The 15,269-nt window shown below is 46.6% G+C and carries 28 protein-coding genes; all 28 read left to right on the plus strand.

Translation table 11 applies throughout. The features are described 5' to 3' along the window. Positions 1–200 precede the first annotated feature (200 nt). Positions 201–491, plus strand: a complete 291-nt coding sequence (locus tag KTQ90_RS04220; protein ID WP_217317298.1) for a hypothetical protein — start codon at positions 201–203, stop codon at positions 489–491. Positions 492–538: 47 nt separating this feature from the next. Beyond that, positions 539–706, plus strand: coding sequence for a hypothetical protein (locus tag KTQ90_RS04225; protein ID WP_217317299.1), 168 nt, complete (start codon positions 539–541; stop codon positions 704–706). A 60-nt stretch (positions 707–766) separates the two neighbouring features. Then, positions 767–1,036, plus strand: a complete 270-nt coding sequence (locus KTQ90_RS04230; protein ID WP_217317300.1) for a hypothetical protein — start codon at positions 767–769, stop codon at positions 1,034–1,036. Positions 1,037–1,091: 55 nt separating this feature from the next. Then, positions 1,092–1,274, plus strand: a complete 183-nt coding sequence (locus tag KTQ90_RS04235) for a hypothetical protein (RefSeq protein ID WP_217317301.1) — start codon at positions 1,092–1,094, stop codon at positions 1,272–1,274. A 64-nt stretch (positions 1,275–1,338) separates the two neighbouring features. Next, positions 1,339–1,731 (plus strand): hypothetical protein, encoded by a 393-nt coding sequence (locus KTQ90_RS04240; protein WP_217317302.1) that lies wholly within the window; start codon positions 1,339–1,341, stop codon positions 1,729–1,731. Positions 1,732–1,794: 63 nt separating this feature from the next. After that, the gene (locus KTQ90_RS04245; RefSeq protein ID WP_217317303.1) at positions 1,795–2,163 is read left to right on the plus strand and encodes a hypothetical protein; all 369 of its coding nucleotides are present in this window, start codon (positions 1,795–1,797) and stop codon (positions 2,161–2,163) included. Between the two features lie 64 nt (positions 2,164–2,227). Next, positions 2,228–2,482: a hypothetical protein gene (locus tag KTQ90_RS04250; protein ID WP_217317304.1), complete on the plus strand. Its 255-nt coding sequence runs from the start codon at positions 2,228–2,230 to the stop codon at positions 2,480–2,482. Between the two features lie 57 nt (positions 2,483–2,539). Further along, positions 2,540–2,818 carry a hypothetical protein gene (locus KTQ90_RS04255; RefSeq protein ID WP_217317305.1) on the plus strand — a complete coding sequence of 93 codons (279 nt, stop codon included), beginning with the start codon at positions 2,540–2,542 and terminating at the stop codon, positions 2,816–2,818. Positions 2,819–2,872: 54 nt separating this feature from the next. Next, complete coding sequence (locus KTQ90_RS04260) at positions 2,873–3,412, plus strand: hypothetical protein (RefSeq protein WP_217317306.1); 540 nt, start codon at positions 2,873–2,875, stop codon at positions 3,410–3,412. A 47-nt stretch (positions 3,413–3,459) separates the two neighbouring features. Then, positions 3,460–3,615, plus strand: a complete 156-nt coding sequence (locus tag KTQ90_RS04265) for a hypothetical protein (protein ID WP_217317307.1) — start codon at positions 3,460–3,462, stop codon at positions 3,613–3,615. Between the two features lie 47 nt (positions 3,616–3,662). Continuing rightward, entirely contained in the window at positions 3,663–3,980 is a 318-nt protein-coding gene (locus KTQ90_RS04270; RefSeq protein WP_217317308.1) for a hypothetical protein, read from the plus strand. A gap of 83 nt (positions 3,981–4,063) precedes the next feature. Continuing rightward, positions 4,064–4,903, plus strand: a complete 840-nt coding sequence (locus KTQ90_RS04275; RefSeq protein WP_217317309.1) for a hypothetical protein — start codon at positions 4,064–4,066, stop codon at positions 4,901–4,903. A gap of 279 nt (positions 4,904–5,182) precedes the next feature. Next, a complete protein-coding gene (locus KTQ90_RS04280) occupies positions 5,183–5,389 on the plus strand; it encodes a hypothetical protein (protein WP_217317310.1) in 207 nt (68 codons plus the stop codon). A gap of 49 nt (positions 5,390–5,438) precedes the next feature. Next, the gene (locus tag KTQ90_RS04285; protein ID WP_217317311.1) at positions 5,439–5,699 is read left to right on the plus strand and encodes a hypothetical protein; all 261 of its coding nucleotides are present in this window, start codon (positions 5,439–5,441) and stop codon (positions 5,697–5,699) included. Positions 5,700–5,753: 54 nt separating this feature from the next. Continuing rightward, on the plus strand, positions 5,754–5,978 hold the full coding sequence (locus KTQ90_RS04290; protein ID WP_217317312.1) for a DpnD/PcfM family protein: 225 nt from the start codon (positions 5,754–5,756) through the stop codon (positions 5,976–5,978). 48 nt (positions 5,979–6,026) lie between these two features. Continuing rightward, a complete protein-coding gene (locus KTQ90_RS04295; protein WP_217317313.1) occupies positions 6,027–6,335 on the plus strand; it encodes a hypothetical protein in 309 nt (102 codons plus the stop codon). Positions 6,336–6,385: 50 nt separating this feature from the next. Next, complete coding sequence (locus KTQ90_RS04300) at positions 6,386–6,670, plus strand: hypothetical protein (protein WP_217317314.1); 285 nt, start codon at positions 6,386–6,388, stop codon at positions 6,668–6,670. 43 nt (positions 6,671–6,713) lie between these two features. Further along, a complete protein-coding gene (locus KTQ90_RS04305; protein ID WP_217317315.1) occupies positions 6,714–6,905 on the plus strand; it encodes a hypothetical protein in 192 nt (63 codons plus the stop codon). Positions 6,906–7,094: 189 nt separating this feature from the next. Then, complete coding sequence (locus tag KTQ90_RS04310; RefSeq protein WP_217317316.1) at positions 7,095–7,550, plus strand: hypothetical protein; 456 nt, start codon at positions 7,095–7,097, stop codon at positions 7,548–7,550. Between the two features lie 110 nt (positions 7,551–7,660). Next, complete coding sequence (locus tag KTQ90_RS04315; protein WP_217317317.1) at positions 7,661–8,653, plus strand: ubiquitin carboxyl-hydrolase; 993 nt, start codon at positions 7,661–7,663, stop codon at positions 8,651–8,653. Positions 8,654–8,893: 240 nt separating this feature from the next. Further along, positions 8,894–10,162, plus strand: coding sequence for an RNA-directed DNA polymerase (locus KTQ90_RS04320; protein WP_217317318.1), 1,269 nt, complete (start codon positions 8,894–8,896; stop codon positions 10,160–10,162). Positions 10,163–10,352: 190 nt separating this feature from the next. Continuing rightward, positions 10,353–10,712 (plus strand): hypothetical protein, encoded by a 360-nt coding sequence (locus KTQ90_RS04325; protein WP_217317319.1) that lies wholly within the window; start codon positions 10,353–10,355, stop codon positions 10,710–10,712. 474 nt (positions 10,713–11,186) lie between these two features. Continuing rightward, positions 11,187–11,627 (plus strand): hypothetical protein, encoded by a 441-nt coding sequence (locus KTQ90_RS04330; protein WP_217317320.1) that lies wholly within the window; start codon positions 11,187–11,189, stop codon positions 11,625–11,627. Between the two features lie 63 nt (positions 11,628–11,690). Next, a complete protein-coding gene (locus tag KTQ90_RS04335; protein WP_217317321.1) occupies positions 11,691–12,029 on the plus strand; it encodes a hypothetical protein in 339 nt (112 codons plus the stop codon). 63 nt (positions 12,030–12,092) lie between these two features. Beyond that, entirely contained in the window at positions 12,093–12,818 is a 726-nt protein-coding gene (locus tag KTQ90_RS04340; protein WP_217317322.1) for a hypothetical protein, read from the plus strand. Positions 12,819–13,000: 182 nt separating this feature from the next. Further along, positions 13,001–14,104 carry a tyrosine-type recombinase/integrase gene (locus KTQ90_RS04345; protein ID WP_217317323.1) on the plus strand — a complete coding sequence of 368 codons (1,104 nt, stop codon included), beginning with the start codon at positions 13,001–13,003 and terminating at the stop codon, positions 14,102–14,104. Positions 14,105–14,161: 57 nt separating this feature from the next. Further along, positions 14,162–14,695, plus strand: coding sequence for a hypothetical protein (locus KTQ90_RS04350; protein WP_217317324.1), 534 nt, complete (start codon positions 14,162–14,164; stop codon positions 14,693–14,695). Between the two features lie 13 nt (positions 14,696–14,708). Continuing rightward, the gene (locus KTQ90_RS04355; protein WP_217317325.1) at positions 14,709–14,942 is read left to right on the plus strand and encodes a hypothetical protein; all 234 of its coding nucleotides are present in this window, start codon (positions 14,709–14,711) and stop codon (positions 14,940–14,942) included. Positions 14,943–15,269: the final 327 nt, after the last annotated feature.

A 15,269-nucleotide genomic window follows, 5' to 3' on the forward strand; every position in this document is an offset into this window, starting at 1 on the left:
TAGGTAACGTTCCTCTGTCTCATCTTGTCGTATTCCCGTCTTCGTCTGTCCTCGCTACTTTTAACCAAAATGAGGAAAGTAACTGATAACCAGCAAACTTTCCTCATTCTTCTCTCAAACACTTTTTATATGTACTTTCATTGTCTAAAACCCTGTGCGCAATCATGCGCACGGACTATTAACCAACAAATTTTAGAATTATGACAGAAAAAAGACTCACAGAGGCGAGAAGACTCGCAAAGGAAATTCTCCCTAAGGTTCAGAAGATGCAGCGTGATATGTATTTTAACAATCATGTAAACGTGTGCATTGAGTTTTACGCCTCCGGCTACAGCTTTAATGCAAATGTTTGCAGCACGAGCGACAAGAAGGGCGAGAGCAGGGATTTCCGCGTCGCGTCTTTCAGATTTTACGATTTTTACGAGGCGGAGGAGAACGACGAAACGTTCGAGCGTCTTGCGGAGTACGTAAAGAAGGAGTCCGCAGCCTAAAAATCCCCACGATTGTGGGGTCTATTAACCAACCAAATCACAGAATTATGAACACAGAGAAAAATTTTGTAGTGCTTGAGTTTTACCCGAGTTTCACACCGAAAGTCGTGCGAGAGTTTGCAACCCGTGAGGACGCAGTGAAGTTTGCCGAGCTTATGAAGAAAAGCGAGACAGGCAGACATACCTACGCTGTATTTTCACGCATCGAGCCGTAGAGCCTAAAATCGGGCGGTACGATAATTCGTGCCGTCTGCCATTAACCAAACAGAATTATTATGAGTAGAAAAAACAAGACCATGTGCATACTTGCCATGTTGCACAACGAGGTGTATACAGGAGAGCAAATTTTGAACGACAGCGTATTTACGATACAATGCGGAGAAATCAAGAAAAAGGAATTGTACCTCGTTTCATTCAAGAAATTGTCGCAATGCTTTATCAACCATACGCTAAAGCAATTTGCGGAGGATAAGGGATTTTCCTTGGAGCCTGACGTGACTGCGAAAAATCCCTACGGCGACGATGTTTTTCTGTATGAATTGTAGCCTAAACAAGCGGAGTTATTTCTCCGCTGCCATTAACCAATTAAATCATTGAATTATGCTAAGAGACAGAAATTGCGACAAGAATTTTGAACGTTCGTTGATGTATCAGATAAACAAGGCAAAGATTGCAGCTCGCAAGATGCACAACGCACGTATGACCGACTACAATGATCCGAAATCTGAGAATGATTTTCACGACGCTATGGTTGAGATTGTAGCCATTGCTTATCACGATTGAGCCTAAACAACCCGTTACGTTTTGTCACGGGTTCATTTTATCAACCATTTAAAATTTTAGGATTATGAAAAAGAACCCACGAGATTACGAAGTGAACGGCAAAATGTACGCTTACATCCTTGACTCCATCTCTTCCGACGAAGTAGACGTAGAGTCCATGTCAGACAAGGAGCGCATTGAGTTCGCTCTTGACACGTTCTACACAGAGAAATTTAAAGATGACAGACGCAGAATGTCCGCTCTTGATTTGCTGACAGAATGGATTGGCGGTCTTTGCTCTACCGTGAACGTAGCCTTTACGAACTACGACATTGCCAAGGTTGGCACGGAGTGGGGTTATTGCAGAACAGACGCAAGAACCTCGCAGTTTGTACGTACATGGTTTGAGCGCATCGCCAATGGTATTCTGCGCCTTACAAAGATTTACGGCGTGGATATGAGCCGTTTCCGTCGCTAATGCCTTAAAATCCTGCGTGACGATTGCACGCAGGAACAATTACAAACCAACAAAAATAAGATTATGAAGAAAAGAACTTACAAGACGCTCGCCGGCTTACTTAGAGCTGCCGATGCAGGACAATTCACGATGAACGACTTTTTAAGCGGACAAATCTACGACAACAAGCATTATAAGCGGCGTCCGTTCGAGCTTACCGACAGCGCTCTGCGTGAGCTGTCTGACGGCTTCTGTCAAGCACTGGGCTGTCAGAAAAGAAAGTACGACGAGGTATTCCACAACATGAAGTACGGCAGAATACAGAACTGCGGAATACTCAGTCGTCTGTGGGTTGAGCTGCGTGGCAACAAGCCGAGCTTTACCTATTGCGTAGGACAGGACGGAGGTTACGAATATCCGCTTGTCAAGAGAATCCTGTATCGTGGTTATTGAGCCTCAACAAATCTGTGCAGCCTATCTGCACAGAACAACGTTTAACCAAATTAATTTCTGAATTATGGCAACAGCAAAAAGAGCATCCGAAAGGAGAAGCAGAACGCTTGCGCAGCAGGCTAAGTCCTACGAGGTGGCAGGCGAGTACGAAATGATGCAGATAATGCACGAGTCGTGGATAAACGGCAATTTCTCCGACTTCAAGCATTATTACAGAGTCTTGAGAATGGAGGACAGACGCAAGTTTGTACACTATCTCTACAACAGCACCGACGAGTACACATTCTACAGAATGATTGACTCGCTCATGTTCGGTTAGCCTAAATCAATCCTCACTATCACGGGTGGGGATTTCTATTAACCAACATTTAGAATTATGACGAGAGAAGAATTTATCGAAAAGTGCAACCATATTGTTCGCAACTACAGGAATGTAGAGGAGTTCAACAAGTGTATCAACCAAATACTTGACTCTGGCAGCATTGACTTGGATAAAGTTCCGCAGGATTACACTCCAGCCTTTTGGGTTGTAGGTGCGTTGTTTCAGCGGTCAGCCGACCAGTGCGTCAACGGAAGCGTTTTCGAAGAAAAGCGCAGAAAAGACCGCAGGGAATCGAAAAATATTGCGAAGTTCATTCCGTGGTGGTTTTTATAAGCCTAAAAACTCTCCCTCGCGGAGAGTGCAAGTATAACCTAAAAACAAAGAATTATGGAAAAGAATATTGTAGAAGTTGTTATGAACAACAAAGGCGAGGTTGTCGAGAAGGTAGCCGACTACATCGGTGTCGAGAATTTTGCCAAAGCGATAGAGGCTCTTTATCGTGAGTGTTTGGAAGACTACGAGAACTCTGAGGACATAGAGGAATACCTTGTCGATTTCGAGGGTTTCAATATTCAATCTCTCGCTTGGGATTTTACTATGAAAGCGAACAGAGAGATGAAGGAATATCTCCACATGCAAAATCATCGCATGGACGGCAATTTCGCCAACATCGAGGAAGACTATCCCGCTCACATCACGGGCACATATTGGAGTTCGGAGTATGCCGGCGACGACTACTTCCGTCTGTTCCCTCAAATGGTTGCACGTTTGGATGCAGCGGAAGACAGCAAGCAGGCTGACGAGGACAGGGCGTGTCTCATGGATTGGTATTTTGACGCCTTCGGAACGTTCGGCATCAAGTACGATTTCCAGGGCTTTCTTTCGGATATTGCCTATAGGCTCGAAGGGCAGCGCGTTACCGCCTAAACCGCCTCCCTTCGGGGAGGTGCAACTAACTAACAGATTACAGAATTATGGGAAAGTCAATCAGAACAAAATTGGAGATGTGGACTTCATGGGGTTATTGTATGACTCCGCAGATATTCAGTTCGAGAAGCGAGGCGTTGCAGTACGCACGTGAAATGCGTGACAACGGCTATATTTTCGGTTTCAGAGCGTCTCCTGTCTAAAAAGTCCGCAGAAATGCGGATGCAATTAACCAACAAACAGAAGAATTATGGCATTACAATGGAAATGGACTGACAAGATGGGCAAGGCAATCATCCGTCAGGACGAGAGAAAGTACGAGATTGGCATCTACGGCGGCAACGCTCTTGCGATATTCATCAGTGAGGACAAGGACTCATACCGGCTCTACAATTTCATTACGGACGAAAGACACCTCGGCATTATTAAAGAGAATGAGTTTAAGATGTTCTACGATGAGGTGGTGAGCATCGAGCTGAACGTATGCAACAAGAACGCGCTGAAGATACTCCCTCTCCTCGCAAAGGAGGCGGGCGAAGTGCGCTGCTACTACAAGGAGTCAGAGTAACATGGCTTATCCGTTGGGGAAAGAAACCACAATCGGAGCGACACCGGCAACGGAACAATATTAACCCTATAAAAGAATTGAATATGAGTGAAGACATTATCAAAACAGAAGAAATTGGTGATTACAGAATCAATATTCGTCGCGACAAATATCCTCCGTGTCCGTGCAAGGACTGGGATATGTTAGGCGTACATCTTTTCGATTACAGCGACAGGAATAGATTGTCGGAAGCCTCAAACTACGAGGAGCTGTTCTACTCAAACGACTATTCGCTTGCCGACGCAGTATGCGAGCTTGCTTGCAAGTATGTACCGCAGAAGAAATTCATCAAGTACATCAACGAGTACCTTAGCGACTCTCTACGCTTTCGTTACGACCGTTCGGACCACATGTGGTATCTTGAGCATTATTTCGGATACGGAAACGAGGAAAGACAATGGCATGAGATGCAGAGCTTTACACCCGACGAGGTGCAGGACGGCATCCGTAGCTGGCTCTCCGAAGCTCTTGACGAGAAGGATTTTATCTATCTTCTCTCAAATTGTCAGACAGAGATTGCGGTACACGAATGGTCGTCACGCGGCTACTGCCAGGGCGATTACGTTGAAGGCTTCTCCTATTGCACAAAGGAGCGTTTCATTAAACGTTACGGCGGCACAACGAAGGACTGGCAGAAACGTGCGGTTTCCGCTATGGAAAGCGAAGCAGCGTGTATCGGCAAATGGATGTGGGGCGACGTGATAGGCTTTGTTCTTGAGAAGAAGGTGCGTTACACGAAGGTCTACGAGGACAGCGAGAGAGCGGACGAGGACGATTACGACTGGGAGGAGGTTGACTCCTGCTGGGGATATTATTGTGACGAGGACGAGCTGATAAAGGAGGTAATCGAAGAACACCAATTACAGCCGAGCGTTGCAGCCTAAAATCGAGGGAGGCATATCTCCCTCACAAAAACCAAATTATTGTGATTATGAAGGACAACAAGTATTTCTGCTACACCATCGACAATAGCGGTGAGCGTGGCTTTCAGAGAATTGACAAGGAGTATGCAATCCAGCTGAACAATATGGGTCGGTGGTTTTACAAACTTCCCTTTAAGGTTGTGAACTCCCTCACGAAAGCGTTGAGATGGAAACATCATCTTCGGGATTAGCCTAAACGGACAGCTTGCGAGCTGTCACAATAACCAAAACCAAACGATTATGAGAAAGAATTGCAAATGTTACCTGTTTTATGTAAACTTCGGCGCCACAACGTTCTATCACGAGCTAACTCCCGAAGAAGCACGCCAAAAGATGCACGAGTATGCAAGGGAATACCGTCAGGTGTCCGTTCATGTTTTAAAGAATCCATCCGCACGTCTTGTTGGAGTCGAAGCAGAAGATAGGGTGTCGCTCGACATCATTTAGCCTAAACGCCTGCGTCATGCAGGCTCTACGAACCAAAATACAAACAATTATGAAGAAAATAGATTTAGGAACACGCACAGCTAATTTGCGTGCAGCTTACAGCGACTTGAAAGATGGATATACAATCATTGTTGGCGAGCTAAAGATGTGGATATACACTTGCGAGAGATGGGGCAGTCCTTCATACGGCAAGGATTATATCTGCTACTGTAGTTACGGACGCAGTGCATCAACAGTCAATTTTAAGAGTTTTGCAGACGCTATGCGTAGAGCCGGCGATGGCAAGCTCGCCTATAGCAGAGAGTGGTAGTCTGAAAACGGAGGGAGCAATCCCTCTGACATTATTAACCAAATTTCAAGAATTATGAAGAGATATTATGTATCAGTCACAGAGATTTTAAACAAGGTAGTGAGTGTTGATGCTGAGAGTGAGGAAGAGGCTGTACAGAAGGTGCAGGATGCCTATAATAATAGTGAAATCATTCTCGATAGTGACAATTTCTGCGGAGAAATAGTAGAGGCAGAAGATAATCAGGGATTCTATGTCAATGAAGAGAAAAACTATGGAGCTTATCAACACATCGAATAGCCAAACGGGGAGAGCAATCTCCCTACCAATAACCAAAACATTATAGATATGAAGATTTTAAGAGACAATGACTACAACAGGCGTCCGATTAAGAATATGACAGCCTCCCGATTAAAGAATAGAGCAAATAGGGAATATGTGCTTCATTTTCGCTGCAAGGAGCTTGGTACATCGTACACTATTGGGATAAACGCAGACCTACTTGTGTGGGCGTACCAATACAGAAATGGCATTCTTATTCGTTCTTTCAAGGAAGAGAACATTCCAACTTTTGAAGAAGCGTATCAATTCTTTGTTAATTCTTGCAACCACTGTCTGTTAGAGCAGAGACTTGTAGAAATGGCGAAAACTTTTTAGCCCAAAAAGCGCAGCTAAGAACTGCGCACATTAACCAAAACATAAGAATTATGAACAACGTAAGATTTATTCCAGGACAATATGAATGGCATCTCGTTGATGAGAAAGACAACGTGCTTCTCAACATTCCTGATGATTTCATTTACGATTGCGAGACAAAGGCTGATTTGGATTTCGTTATAGGAGACATTCCAAGACAGGCATTGCAAGCAGTCGAAGAAGGAGAAGAACTCTATGGATGTGACGTAAACAAATACGTCAGCGACATAGATGATGAATGCGTAACCAAGCTAATGATAGATACCCTATCAGAATACCTCGGGTTTACAGCCTAAAAGCCGTCTGAAGACGGCACTATAAACCAAAACTTTTAGAATTATGTATGTATCAGAACTATCGAGAGAACAACTTGTAGAGTTAAAGTCCACCATGCTCGAAGCCATACTCGGCTACGAGCCGTCATACGGAGAGCTTGCCATTGCTGACGAGCTTGTGTCTGACGAGCAGGTGGAAGAGGAGTACGGAGGCGTGTGTTTCACGCCCGACGACTTCTTTTGCTCCATGAGCTAACCTACGGCAGCGCAGCCTAAAAAGGCGTGCCGGAAGACCATATTTATTTCAACAGTAGTGACAGATCACAAGTCTCCCACTGACGCGAGTGGACTCGTGATCTCCACGACTGTTTCAAATCAGCATCGTACAGATATGCGCCAAGGTCTTCGGCACGCCACACATTTATTAACCAAAATCATTAAGAGTATGACATGCAACGAGATTATCAATGAAGTTGAGAATGGTGCGAAGTTCACTATCAACTTCCAAAACAGAACATGTAGAGTGAACGGAGAGGTTGTTGTTAGCGAGGAAATCGCAGCAAGAGACTGGAAACAACATGGTAGTTTGCCTTTGTCTGTTGCGTTGAACGGAATAGAAAAGGCATACAGGAATTATAAGCACTCCGTTCCTTCTGAGCGTTCCGAGTCACACAGACGTTGCTACTTTAAGGCTTTGTCTGAGAAAGAGCTCTCAGACGAAGATATGATGTATGGTGAGCAACGTGAGGTGGCGAGATGCAAGTTAGAACTCAGATTGCTTACATACATCATCCAAGGCCACATTACTTGGCAGAAGGAGTGGGGCAGCTGGTTCTACCAATCTCCCAACGACAAGGACTTGATTATCCTGCGCTCATGGGTTGAACCAAGCAAATCGTAGCATTTGATAGCAGATGATAGCATTTGCTATAAACCGCCTAAATCAGAGTGGGATGCAAATCTCACTCACATTTTTAACCATTTTATTAACAATTTAAAAACAAAAGAATTATGAAAAGAAATGTAATGATTTCAGGTGAGTTCACTATCAACGAGGTAGCAAACGCTAACGGCGCAGGTCAGCAGAAACCCAGCAAGAAGTCGGCACAGGCACGTATCGAAGCTCTCAAGGCTGCGGGCGTGGATGTTTCCAACTACTTCCCTATGGGCGAAGAGATGATTGTCCGTGTCAAGGACGGCGTTCCGACACAGGTGCTTGACGACGACCCTGTTTTCTCTCGCATCATGGAAGGATGCTACATCGCACACGGCAAGCTCTATCGCCGTTGGGTTATGGCGCAGATGTTCCACATGCTCCGAGAGATGAACGAGGGCAAGTGGGATTCTCCCAACTTCACGGAGGTCTTGCAGAACCGCGGATACGAGTATTCGTGGAAGATGGTCGAGCAGGAGTTGCTCGCGCAGTATAAGATGTTCAAGCACGGCGACACAGAGTCGTTTGGCGAGCGCAACCGCTGGTTCGACAAGGACGTTGCGACTGAAATGGCAGAGGACTACCTCGACCACCTCCGCAAGGTTGTTGGGGAAATCAAGGAGCGTAAATGCCGCGGTCGCCTCTACAAGCGCATCTTCGGCAAGAACGTGTTCTCTGACGAGATTGAGAACGTTGTGTTCGCTCCGATTGCATGGGCTATCAGAGCAATCGGCGACTCCAAGTCTGCATATCAGCTCTACAAGGCTGTCGCAGCGTTCAACCGTGACCGTCACAATCTCCGTTGGCAGACCAAGCAGTCAAAGGCGTTCACCGACGCCTACAAGGGTTCTGGTGCGTATTTCACGATGAAGAACCTCATCCTGTTCCACGGCGCACGCTTCAACGGCTGCACCACGGAAAAGCAGTCGCTCGCACGCATGGAGAATCTCGCCTCGAACCTCGAAGGTTGGGAACTCCTCGGTGCCATGAAGCAGCTTATCAAGGACTCTGGCATCTCTGTCGAAAAGAAGATTGCCGAGTGGAAGAAACAGCCTGCATCTAAGAAGTAGTACGCAGCCAAGAAGGAATTGCCGTTCCGTCTGCGGTGGCTCGGCATCATTTATGAAAGCTTCGCAGAAGAAGGTGCCTTACCCGCCTATCGGTCAGGCAAGGAACCTTCCTTGCAAGCTTTGAAATCACACGCTTACAGACAGGCACCCGTCCGTGAGCCGCAGACAAGCCTAAACCACAAGTGGTTACACATCGTAACCGCTTGACTTATTTACAAACCATTAAATAACAATAGAATTATGAAAGAAGATAAGATTTTAGAGATGTTTTTCGCCCCCGAACGCTGGCAGTACGCAATCGCCAAAGGTGTTGTCAAGGACATATCCAAAGGCGTGCTCTACAAGCTCACCAAACCCGAGGCGCGCGCACTCATGTATCAGCGTATCCGTGACGGCAAGTACAAGATAATGCCGCCACATACAGCGCAGATACCGAAGGACAACGGCGAGTTCCGTACCGTGTATGTGAACGAGCCTGCCGACCGAGTGTTGCTCTCCATAGCTAACGACCTTCTCTTCGAGCTTATGCCCGAGATGGTTCATCCGAGCTGTCGCTCGTATCAGAAAGGTATCGGCTGCGGTAAGGTGGTACAGGAGGTTTCACGCTGTATGTGTGCGTTGCAGACCTCCGATGTGCTCGGCTTCAAGTCCGATCTGTCGAAGTATTTTGACAGTGTTCCGTTGGAGTTCGTTGATGCAGCCTTCAACAAGGTGGAGGAAAAGTACGGACACTCGGCTCTGATAGATGTCCTTCGCGACTACTATCATTCCGACCTGTACTTCACTCCCGAAGGTGAGCTGCACGAGAAGTACCAGTCGTTGAAGCAGGGTTGCTCCGTAGCCTCGTGGCTCGCAGACGTAATCCTGTATCATATCGACGAGAAACTATCGCAGCTCGAAGGCTATTACGCCCGCTACTCCGACGATATGCTTTATGTCGGTAGTGACTACGTTAAGGCGATGCACATTCTTACGGAGGAGCTTGGCAATATGCAGATGAAGCTCAACCCGAAGAAGGTGGAGTATCTTGACGCAAACCATTGGTTCAAGTTTCTCGGCTATTCAATCAAGGGCGGCAGCATATCGCTTTCCTCTACACGCATCAAGACGTTTCAGAAGGAGATAGAGTCGCGTTCGTGCTGTAGACGGGGTGCAACGCTCACGACATCGGTAAACATGATTAACCGATACCTCTACAAGGGTTATGACGGTCACTCATGGGCAACGCAGGTTCTCCCGATAATCAACGTAAAGGAGGACATCGACACGCTGTCTACGTTCATTCTTGACGCTCTGCGGGCTACCGCAACCGGCAAGCGACGCATCGGAGGTCTTGGCTTTGCCAAGGAGCAGAAGGTGGGATGTATCTCACGAGGGCGAGGAAAGAATGTCACAACGAACAGAGCTAAGACACCCGAGCGTATTGACGGCTTCATGTCACTCGGTCTCATGCGCAACGCATTACTGACCTCGCGAGCTGCATACGACACGCTTGTAGCCAATCTCTGACAAACGCCTGAAAACGGATGCAGTCCAAACGCTGCGTCCACAACCAAACCAATATGAATTTCCGAGAACACGGAACTGCGCAGAGCAGGACGCCACATTTATATACCCGCCTCAAAGATACGGGATTTCCTCTGGACAATCCAGAGTGTATCCCGTATCCTAAGGCTGGTACAATCAAAACCTTACAGAAATGTTCCACGGCGTAATGCCTGTGCAAGGCGGCGCACACCGCCCTCGGCTTGAAGAATGGCATCCGTTTAGCGCTCAGGTTGCTAACGATGACGACGTCGATACGAACCTATCGACGTCGTCATCGAGAAACCTGACCTACATCACTCGTTTATATCCATGTGCCACAGCCATCGTTCAAGCCCACTCACGTCAGCGCAGACGTTCGTCTTCCCCGAAGGAGTACATTTGCTACACCAAGCTTACACGCGGCGCTTGGATGTTCATACATCCCGCTCGCCGCGTGCTTCGCTTGAGTTCGACCAAACCCTTACAGCCATGCGCCACACTCCTTGTGGAAGACAAGCCATTGCAAGCCTAAATCGGGCACGATGGGGAGACAACGTTTATATCCCAGTACATAAGGGCTGGGTTAGTGCCGGTTGCAACAACCGGCGCACCCAGCCCCACTACTGGGTTAAATCAAACACCTACAGCAATGCACCCGTCTCCAATCGTGCCCACAATACAACCAACGGAATTTTGCGGTTCCTTATGACGTGCCGTGCAGCCGACTTTAGTGATACCGGCTTCGTATCATAAGCCGTCCACCAGGTTGACACCTGGCTCCCTGCCGATTTCTCAGCCGGTACATATCAAATCCTTACAGTCACGCAACACGGCTACAGGCACGTCATTACTTTAAAAAGTGCTGCATTTGTTCGTGAAATAGCGATAAAATCACTACCTTTGCATTATAAACCAATCGCAAACCAATCGCAAACCAATCAGCAATGTTTGCCTTAACGACCTCGTATTGTAGAGGTCGCTATTAACCAATAAAATAGATTAAATTATGGCAGTAACAAAATTTGTAAGAGCGCAGGACATTCTCAAGGAGAAAGGGTTCAAAGCGCCACCGTTCGATACGGCGGGATTTCAGAACGCAGTCGTGGAGTTCTTTCGGAGCAATGATGTCAGTGCGAAACTAACTCTTTTTTCCGTAAGATTTGTCGATTATGAAGAAACTCCTGCGTGTGGATTTTCCGATTGCACCCATTTAACTCCATACCCGTCGATTTGGCCCGAAGGATTAACACTTTACCATTACGAACTTCCGAGTTATGTAAATTGTCGCATAGGACATCATGCTACAGATGCGTTTGCTTTTCCGTTCTTTGTCGTAGACGAGCCGTACCTGACCAATGCGGTAGCTTTACTTAAAATGGCAGGATTTATTGTAGGTAGAAAACACGCATGGAAAGGCACTTCATACTATGAAGTCACTCTCGTCTAACCCTAAACAGGTCTCTTTGGAGGCTACAACCAAGCCCTACGCATCACGGTCAAGCGATACAAAATGCCTAACAACAAAAAACAGGAGGATGTGGATGGCATCCGTAAGGACTTCGCAAAGCGGGTCTACGACCTCTATATCAATGCCGCCAACGGAAAGATTGATACCTACGACAAGTTTCTGACTCGTTTGGAGTGGCTCGAAATAGACTACTCCGACGCATTGTCCCCGTACGGAATATACGAAGACCTGTGTCCTGACGACTTCGATCTGGTGAAAATGGCGATAGAGGAGGGCACACCCCTCAAGGACTTCGCCTATCAATGGTTGAACATATACAATATCATTGAGTTCGCCAAAGTAGACACGAGTTTGCTCATACCTCCAACATCCGACGATTAATCAAAACGGCAGGGTTGAACCTGCCACCAAGTAAACCATATTATAAACAAAAAAAACAGAATTATGAAAAAGAGATTTTCTATGCTTCCAGTCTTTGCGTTTGCAGCATCCATGTTTATGCTGTCCGCGTGTGGTGATGACGACGATAGCGGTAGTACCATTCCTCAAACCCCGTCTTATAAAATAAAAGATGGTAATATCGTAGGAGTGTGGAGAAATGGCAGTGATTGTTTCGTGTCATTCTCAGCAAATGGATATAACTCTGCACTATTGTCTAATACGTTTATTGATGATGGCGACTATACAATCAATGGCGACACAATCCTTGTACACAACACTTATTTCGCAAATACAACAAAATATGTTGTAAACGATATAACAAATGACGCTCTAACTGTTACCATTACATACAAAGACCGTTGGACGGAAGAGAAAACTGTTAAGGCTAAATTTAATAAGGCCATTGACACTCCGTGCGTCAAGACTCACGCTTTGGCAGGAAAATCCTATTTGGCGCAATATGCGTTTAAATATGGTGGTCAAATGTGGAGAAAAGACTTTTTTAGCTACAATACGGCATCTTGCACAAGACAGGATCTGGCTCAATCAACCCCATCTACCTTTTATTATGTTTATTTAGCCCCCAAAATCTATTTTTATGTTATCCAGTATAGTATGTTTTATTACGATACGGTAAGATATGGTACGGTTGTTCTTGACGCGAATAATCAAATAGAAAGTATGGGGTCTCTTTACGGAGAAGCGATGTATCCACAATCGTTATATTAACCTCGTAAAGGCACACCTTAACACAAAGGTGTGCCTTTATATCGCCTAAAACAGGCCCTCATTAAAGGGTCGCAATTTAACCATTTAATTCATTAATTATTGTAAAACCACTGCGCCCATACCGAAGTAATATTATAAATAATATTAACTTTGCGTTGCAGGCGCACTAAATTTCAAGAATTATGACACAGCTACTTAGCACAAGACGCTGGATGGACCTGCTCACTCCCGAGCAGCAGAAAACCTACTCCAGCGCAATCCGAAAAGGTTACTTTGCGACTTATGACGGCTATCGTTGGCGTCACGAGTTCTATGGAGCTTTCATCTGGAAACACCCTGGACGCGTGAAGATCATTGATAAATTCAAGCAGGTTATCGGTCGCGCACCATTGTGGGAGGACATCACGGACGACAACCTGCGAGACGTGAAGGAAGAGCTGGACGCTTCCTATGCGCCGAACTCCGTGCGCACAATATGCGCAGAGATTAACGCAATCATCCGTGAGAACGCAGAGTCGAAAGACATTCCTTCCATGTCCTATGCCCGTGTGCTGCGTGCAAAGAAGGTGGTGGTACAGTCCGTGTTTCTCACCGACGAGGAGATACGCAAGATACACGAGTATCGCCCTAAGACTGTGCGCAGACGGCATGCAAAGCGCATCTTCATGCTTGAATGCCTTTGCGGAGCACGTTTCTCCGACTGTCTGCGCCTCTCGCCCGTAAACCTCTCTTCTGATGGTCGCACCCTGACTTATGTATCAAAGAAGACCAACCATGAGGTGACGGTTCCCGTACACCCGTGGCTAAGGGAGTATCTCGTTCCGTCTTCACCTATCGAACCGCAGTCACTTGCAGTTCCTTCCTACAACGACGCGATACGTTTCTTCTGCCAATCATGCGGTATCGACCAGCAGGTCAAGGTATATCAGGCAGGTCGCGAGCAGACAGGCCCGAAGTGGAAGTTTGTATCAACACATACGGGTAGACGCTCGTTCGCAACCAACCTGTCGTTGAAGAACGTGCCGTTGGAGCAGATAGCGTTGATGATGGGTCACTTCACGGGCAACGCCCCGGATGTTTCCATGACGCAGCGATACATCGTGACGCGACTCCAGCTGTCGCCCGCAGCGTTCCAAGCGTTTATGATTCCTGGTGCCGAAAGAGCGGCGGCAGAGAACGAGGCTTACAACAACCCGACAAACGATTTTGACGACTTCGACGACTTCGATATTCCCGAGGACGAACAGCTCGTTATACCCGAGAGACCGCAGACCGAAGCATCGTAAACTATTAACACAACCTCAGCCCTACCGCAACACGGACAAGCGGAAAATTATGAAAAAATGTATTTTACGAGCAAGAAGAGTTTTCTTGTTGAACAGAACCCAGACGGAACGTTGCTCATTACCAAGACCTCAACAATGAAGCCTTTGGAAAACGCAGGCTCGTTCATCGTCTCGCAAGGAGGCATCGAAACAATCCTCTCGAAGTGCAAGGAAGTCACCGACGAGGAGTTTCTTGAAGACCGCAAGCAGCTCCTTATGCGCAACGAGCAGGCAAAACTGCGCTCCCAGGAACTCGCCCTTGCCAACCGCAAGCGTCACGAAGAGGACTACAAGGCTGTATTCAACGACAGCACAGTTGAGACGACAGCGGAGAATATACGCATACTTCTATGCTACCTCAACGACATCAACTGGGGAGTATGGCAGCTTCCGTCGATGACTATCGGCTACACATGCAATCAGTACGACTGCGACGGCAAGACCGCAACGACCATCACGCTCGACACTCCTATAGAATATCGTGGCGAGCAGGTATCGCAGTTCCAGCACGGAGCACCAAGCGGACACCTCCGACACTATCATAGACTCTAATAGTTAAACCGCAATGAGCAAGGAAAGATTTGTACTCCAGCCGTCCAAGGAGATGCAGGACGGCTGGGTAGCCACCGACACGGAGAACGGCATCGTGCTGCGCTTCGAGAACCACAAACTTGAACAAACACTGCGCTGCACGCCGCTCCTCACAGACGGACGCGAGCCGACCGCAATCGAGCTTGCAACCGCAATCAGAGAGCTGCTTGACTGGCTGCGAGAAGAACATAAGGATAAGGTATTCTGATACCATTTTATGCGGTCGCATAACACGCATTTTATATTGCCTGAATAAACATGAAATCCCGTTTGTACAGCGATGTGCAGGCGGGATTTTTTGTGCTCCAAAAACCACCGAAAATATGCCAAATTATGCGATCGCATAAGTCGCATAAAACATGGTATTTTATATATAATTTTTATCGTCGTAAACGCTTGGTTATCAATGTGTTCAACCAACTTTATGCGACCGCATGCAATCGCATCTATTATATATTATATATATAGTATATATTCATACTAACGTATTCATATATCCTATACACATAATATATAATTTTTCTCTTTCAAAGAG

Origin of the sequence: Leyella stercorea (assembly GCF_019052365.1) — a bacterium.
GTDB lineage: Bacteria > Bacteroidota > Bacteroidia > Bacteroidales > Bacteroidaceae > Prevotella.

Bases quoted from the DNA above. Each gene is read 5' to 3' on its own strand.
- KTQ90_RS04220 (WP_217317298.1), top strand. From the start codon at position 201: ATGACAGAAAAAAGACTCACAGAGGCGAGAAGACTCGCAAAGGAAATT.
- KTQ90_RS04225 (WP_217317299.1), top strand. From the start codon at position 539: ATGAACACAGAGAAAAATTTTGTAGTGCTTGAGTTTTACCCGAGTTTC.
- KTQ90_RS04230 (WP_217317300.1), top strand. From the start codon at position 767: ATGAGTAGAAAAAACAAGACCATGTGCATACTTGCCATGTTGCACAAC.
- KTQ90_RS04235 (WP_217317301.1), top strand. From the start codon at position 1,092: ATGCTAAGAGACAGAAATTGCGACAAGAATTTTGAACGTTCGTTGATG.
- KTQ90_RS04240 (WP_217317302.1), top strand. From the start codon at position 1,339: ATGAAAAAGAACCCACGAGATTACGAAGTGAACGGCAAAATGTACGCT.
- KTQ90_RS04245 (WP_217317303.1), top strand. From the start codon at position 1,795: ATGAAGAAAAGAACTTACAAGACGCTCGCCGGCTTACTTAGAGCTGCC.
- KTQ90_RS04250 (WP_217317304.1), top strand. From the start codon at position 2,228: ATGGCAACAGCAAAAAGAGCATCCGAAAGGAGAAGCAGAACGCTTGCG.
- KTQ90_RS04255 (WP_217317305.1), top strand. From the start codon at position 2,540: ATGACGAGAGAAGAATTTATCGAAAAGTGCAACCATATTGTTCGCAAC.
- KTQ90_RS04260 (WP_217317306.1), top strand. From the start codon at position 2,873: ATGGAAAAGAATATTGTAGAAGTTGTTATGAACAACAAAGGCGAGGTT.
- KTQ90_RS04265 (WP_217317307.1), top strand. From the start codon at position 3,460: ATGGGAAAGTCAATCAGAACAAAATTGGAGATGTGGACTTCATGGGGT.
- KTQ90_RS04270 (WP_217317308.1), top strand. From the start codon at position 3,663: ATGGCATTACAATGGAAATGGACTGACAAGATGGGCAAGGCAATCATC.
- KTQ90_RS04275 (WP_217317309.1), top strand. From the start codon at position 4,064: ATGAGTGAAGACATTATCAAAACAGAAGAAATTGGTGATTACAGAATC.
- KTQ90_RS04280 (WP_217317310.1), top strand. From the start codon at position 5,183: ATGAGAAAGAATTGCAAATGTTACCTGTTTTATGTAAACTTCGGCGCC.
- KTQ90_RS04285 (WP_217317311.1), top strand. From the start codon at position 5,439: ATGAAGAAAATAGATTTAGGAACACGCACAGCTAATTTGCGTGCAGCT.
- KTQ90_RS04290 (WP_217317312.1), top strand. From the start codon at position 5,754: ATGAAGAGATATTATGTATCAGTCACAGAGATTTTAAACAAGGTAGTG.
- KTQ90_RS04295 (WP_217317313.1), top strand. From the start codon at position 6,027: ATGAAGATTTTAAGAGACAATGACTACAACAGGCGTCCGATTAAGAAT.
- KTQ90_RS04300 (WP_217317314.1), top strand. From the start codon at position 6,386: ATGAACAACGTAAGATTTATTCCAGGACAATATGAATGGCATCTCGTT.
- KTQ90_RS04305 (WP_217317315.1), top strand. From the start codon at position 6,714: ATGTATGTATCAGAACTATCGAGAGAACAACTTGTAGAGTTAAAGTCC.
- KTQ90_RS04310 (WP_217317316.1), top strand. From the start codon at position 7,095: ATGACATGCAACGAGATTATCAATGAAGTTGAGAATGGTGCGAAGTTC.
- KTQ90_RS04315 (WP_217317317.1), top strand. From the start codon at position 7,661: ATGAAAAGAAATGTAATGATTTCAGGTGAGTTCACTATCAACGAGGTA.
- KTQ90_RS04320 (WP_217317318.1), top strand. From the start codon at position 8,894: ATGAAAGAAGATAAGATTTTAGAGATGTTTTTCGCCCCCGAACGCTGG.
- KTQ90_RS04325 (WP_217317319.1), top strand. From the start codon at position 10,353: ATGTTCCACGGCGTAATGCCTGTGCAAGGCGGCGCACACCGCCCTCGG.
- KTQ90_RS04330 (WP_217317320.1), top strand. From the start codon at position 11,187: ATGGCAGTAACAAAATTTGTAAGAGCGCAGGACATTCTCAAGGAGAAA.
- KTQ90_RS04335 (WP_217317321.1), top strand. From the start codon at position 11,691: ATGCCTAACAACAAAAAACAGGAGGATGTGGATGGCATCCGTAAGGAC.
- KTQ90_RS04340 (WP_217317322.1), top strand. From the start codon at position 12,093: ATGAAAAAGAGATTTTCTATGCTTCCAGTCTTTGCGTTTGCAGCATCC.
- KTQ90_RS04345 (WP_217317323.1), top strand. From the start codon at position 13,001: ATGACACAGCTACTTAGCACAAGACGCTGGATGGACCTGCTCACTCCC.
- KTQ90_RS04350 (WP_217317324.1), top strand. From the start codon at position 14,162: ATGTATTTTACGAGCAAGAAGAGTTTTCTTGTTGAACAGAACCCAGAC.
- KTQ90_RS04355 (WP_217317325.1), top strand. From the start codon at position 14,709: ATGAGCAAGGAAAGATTTGTACTCCAGCCGTCCAAGGAGATGCAGGAC.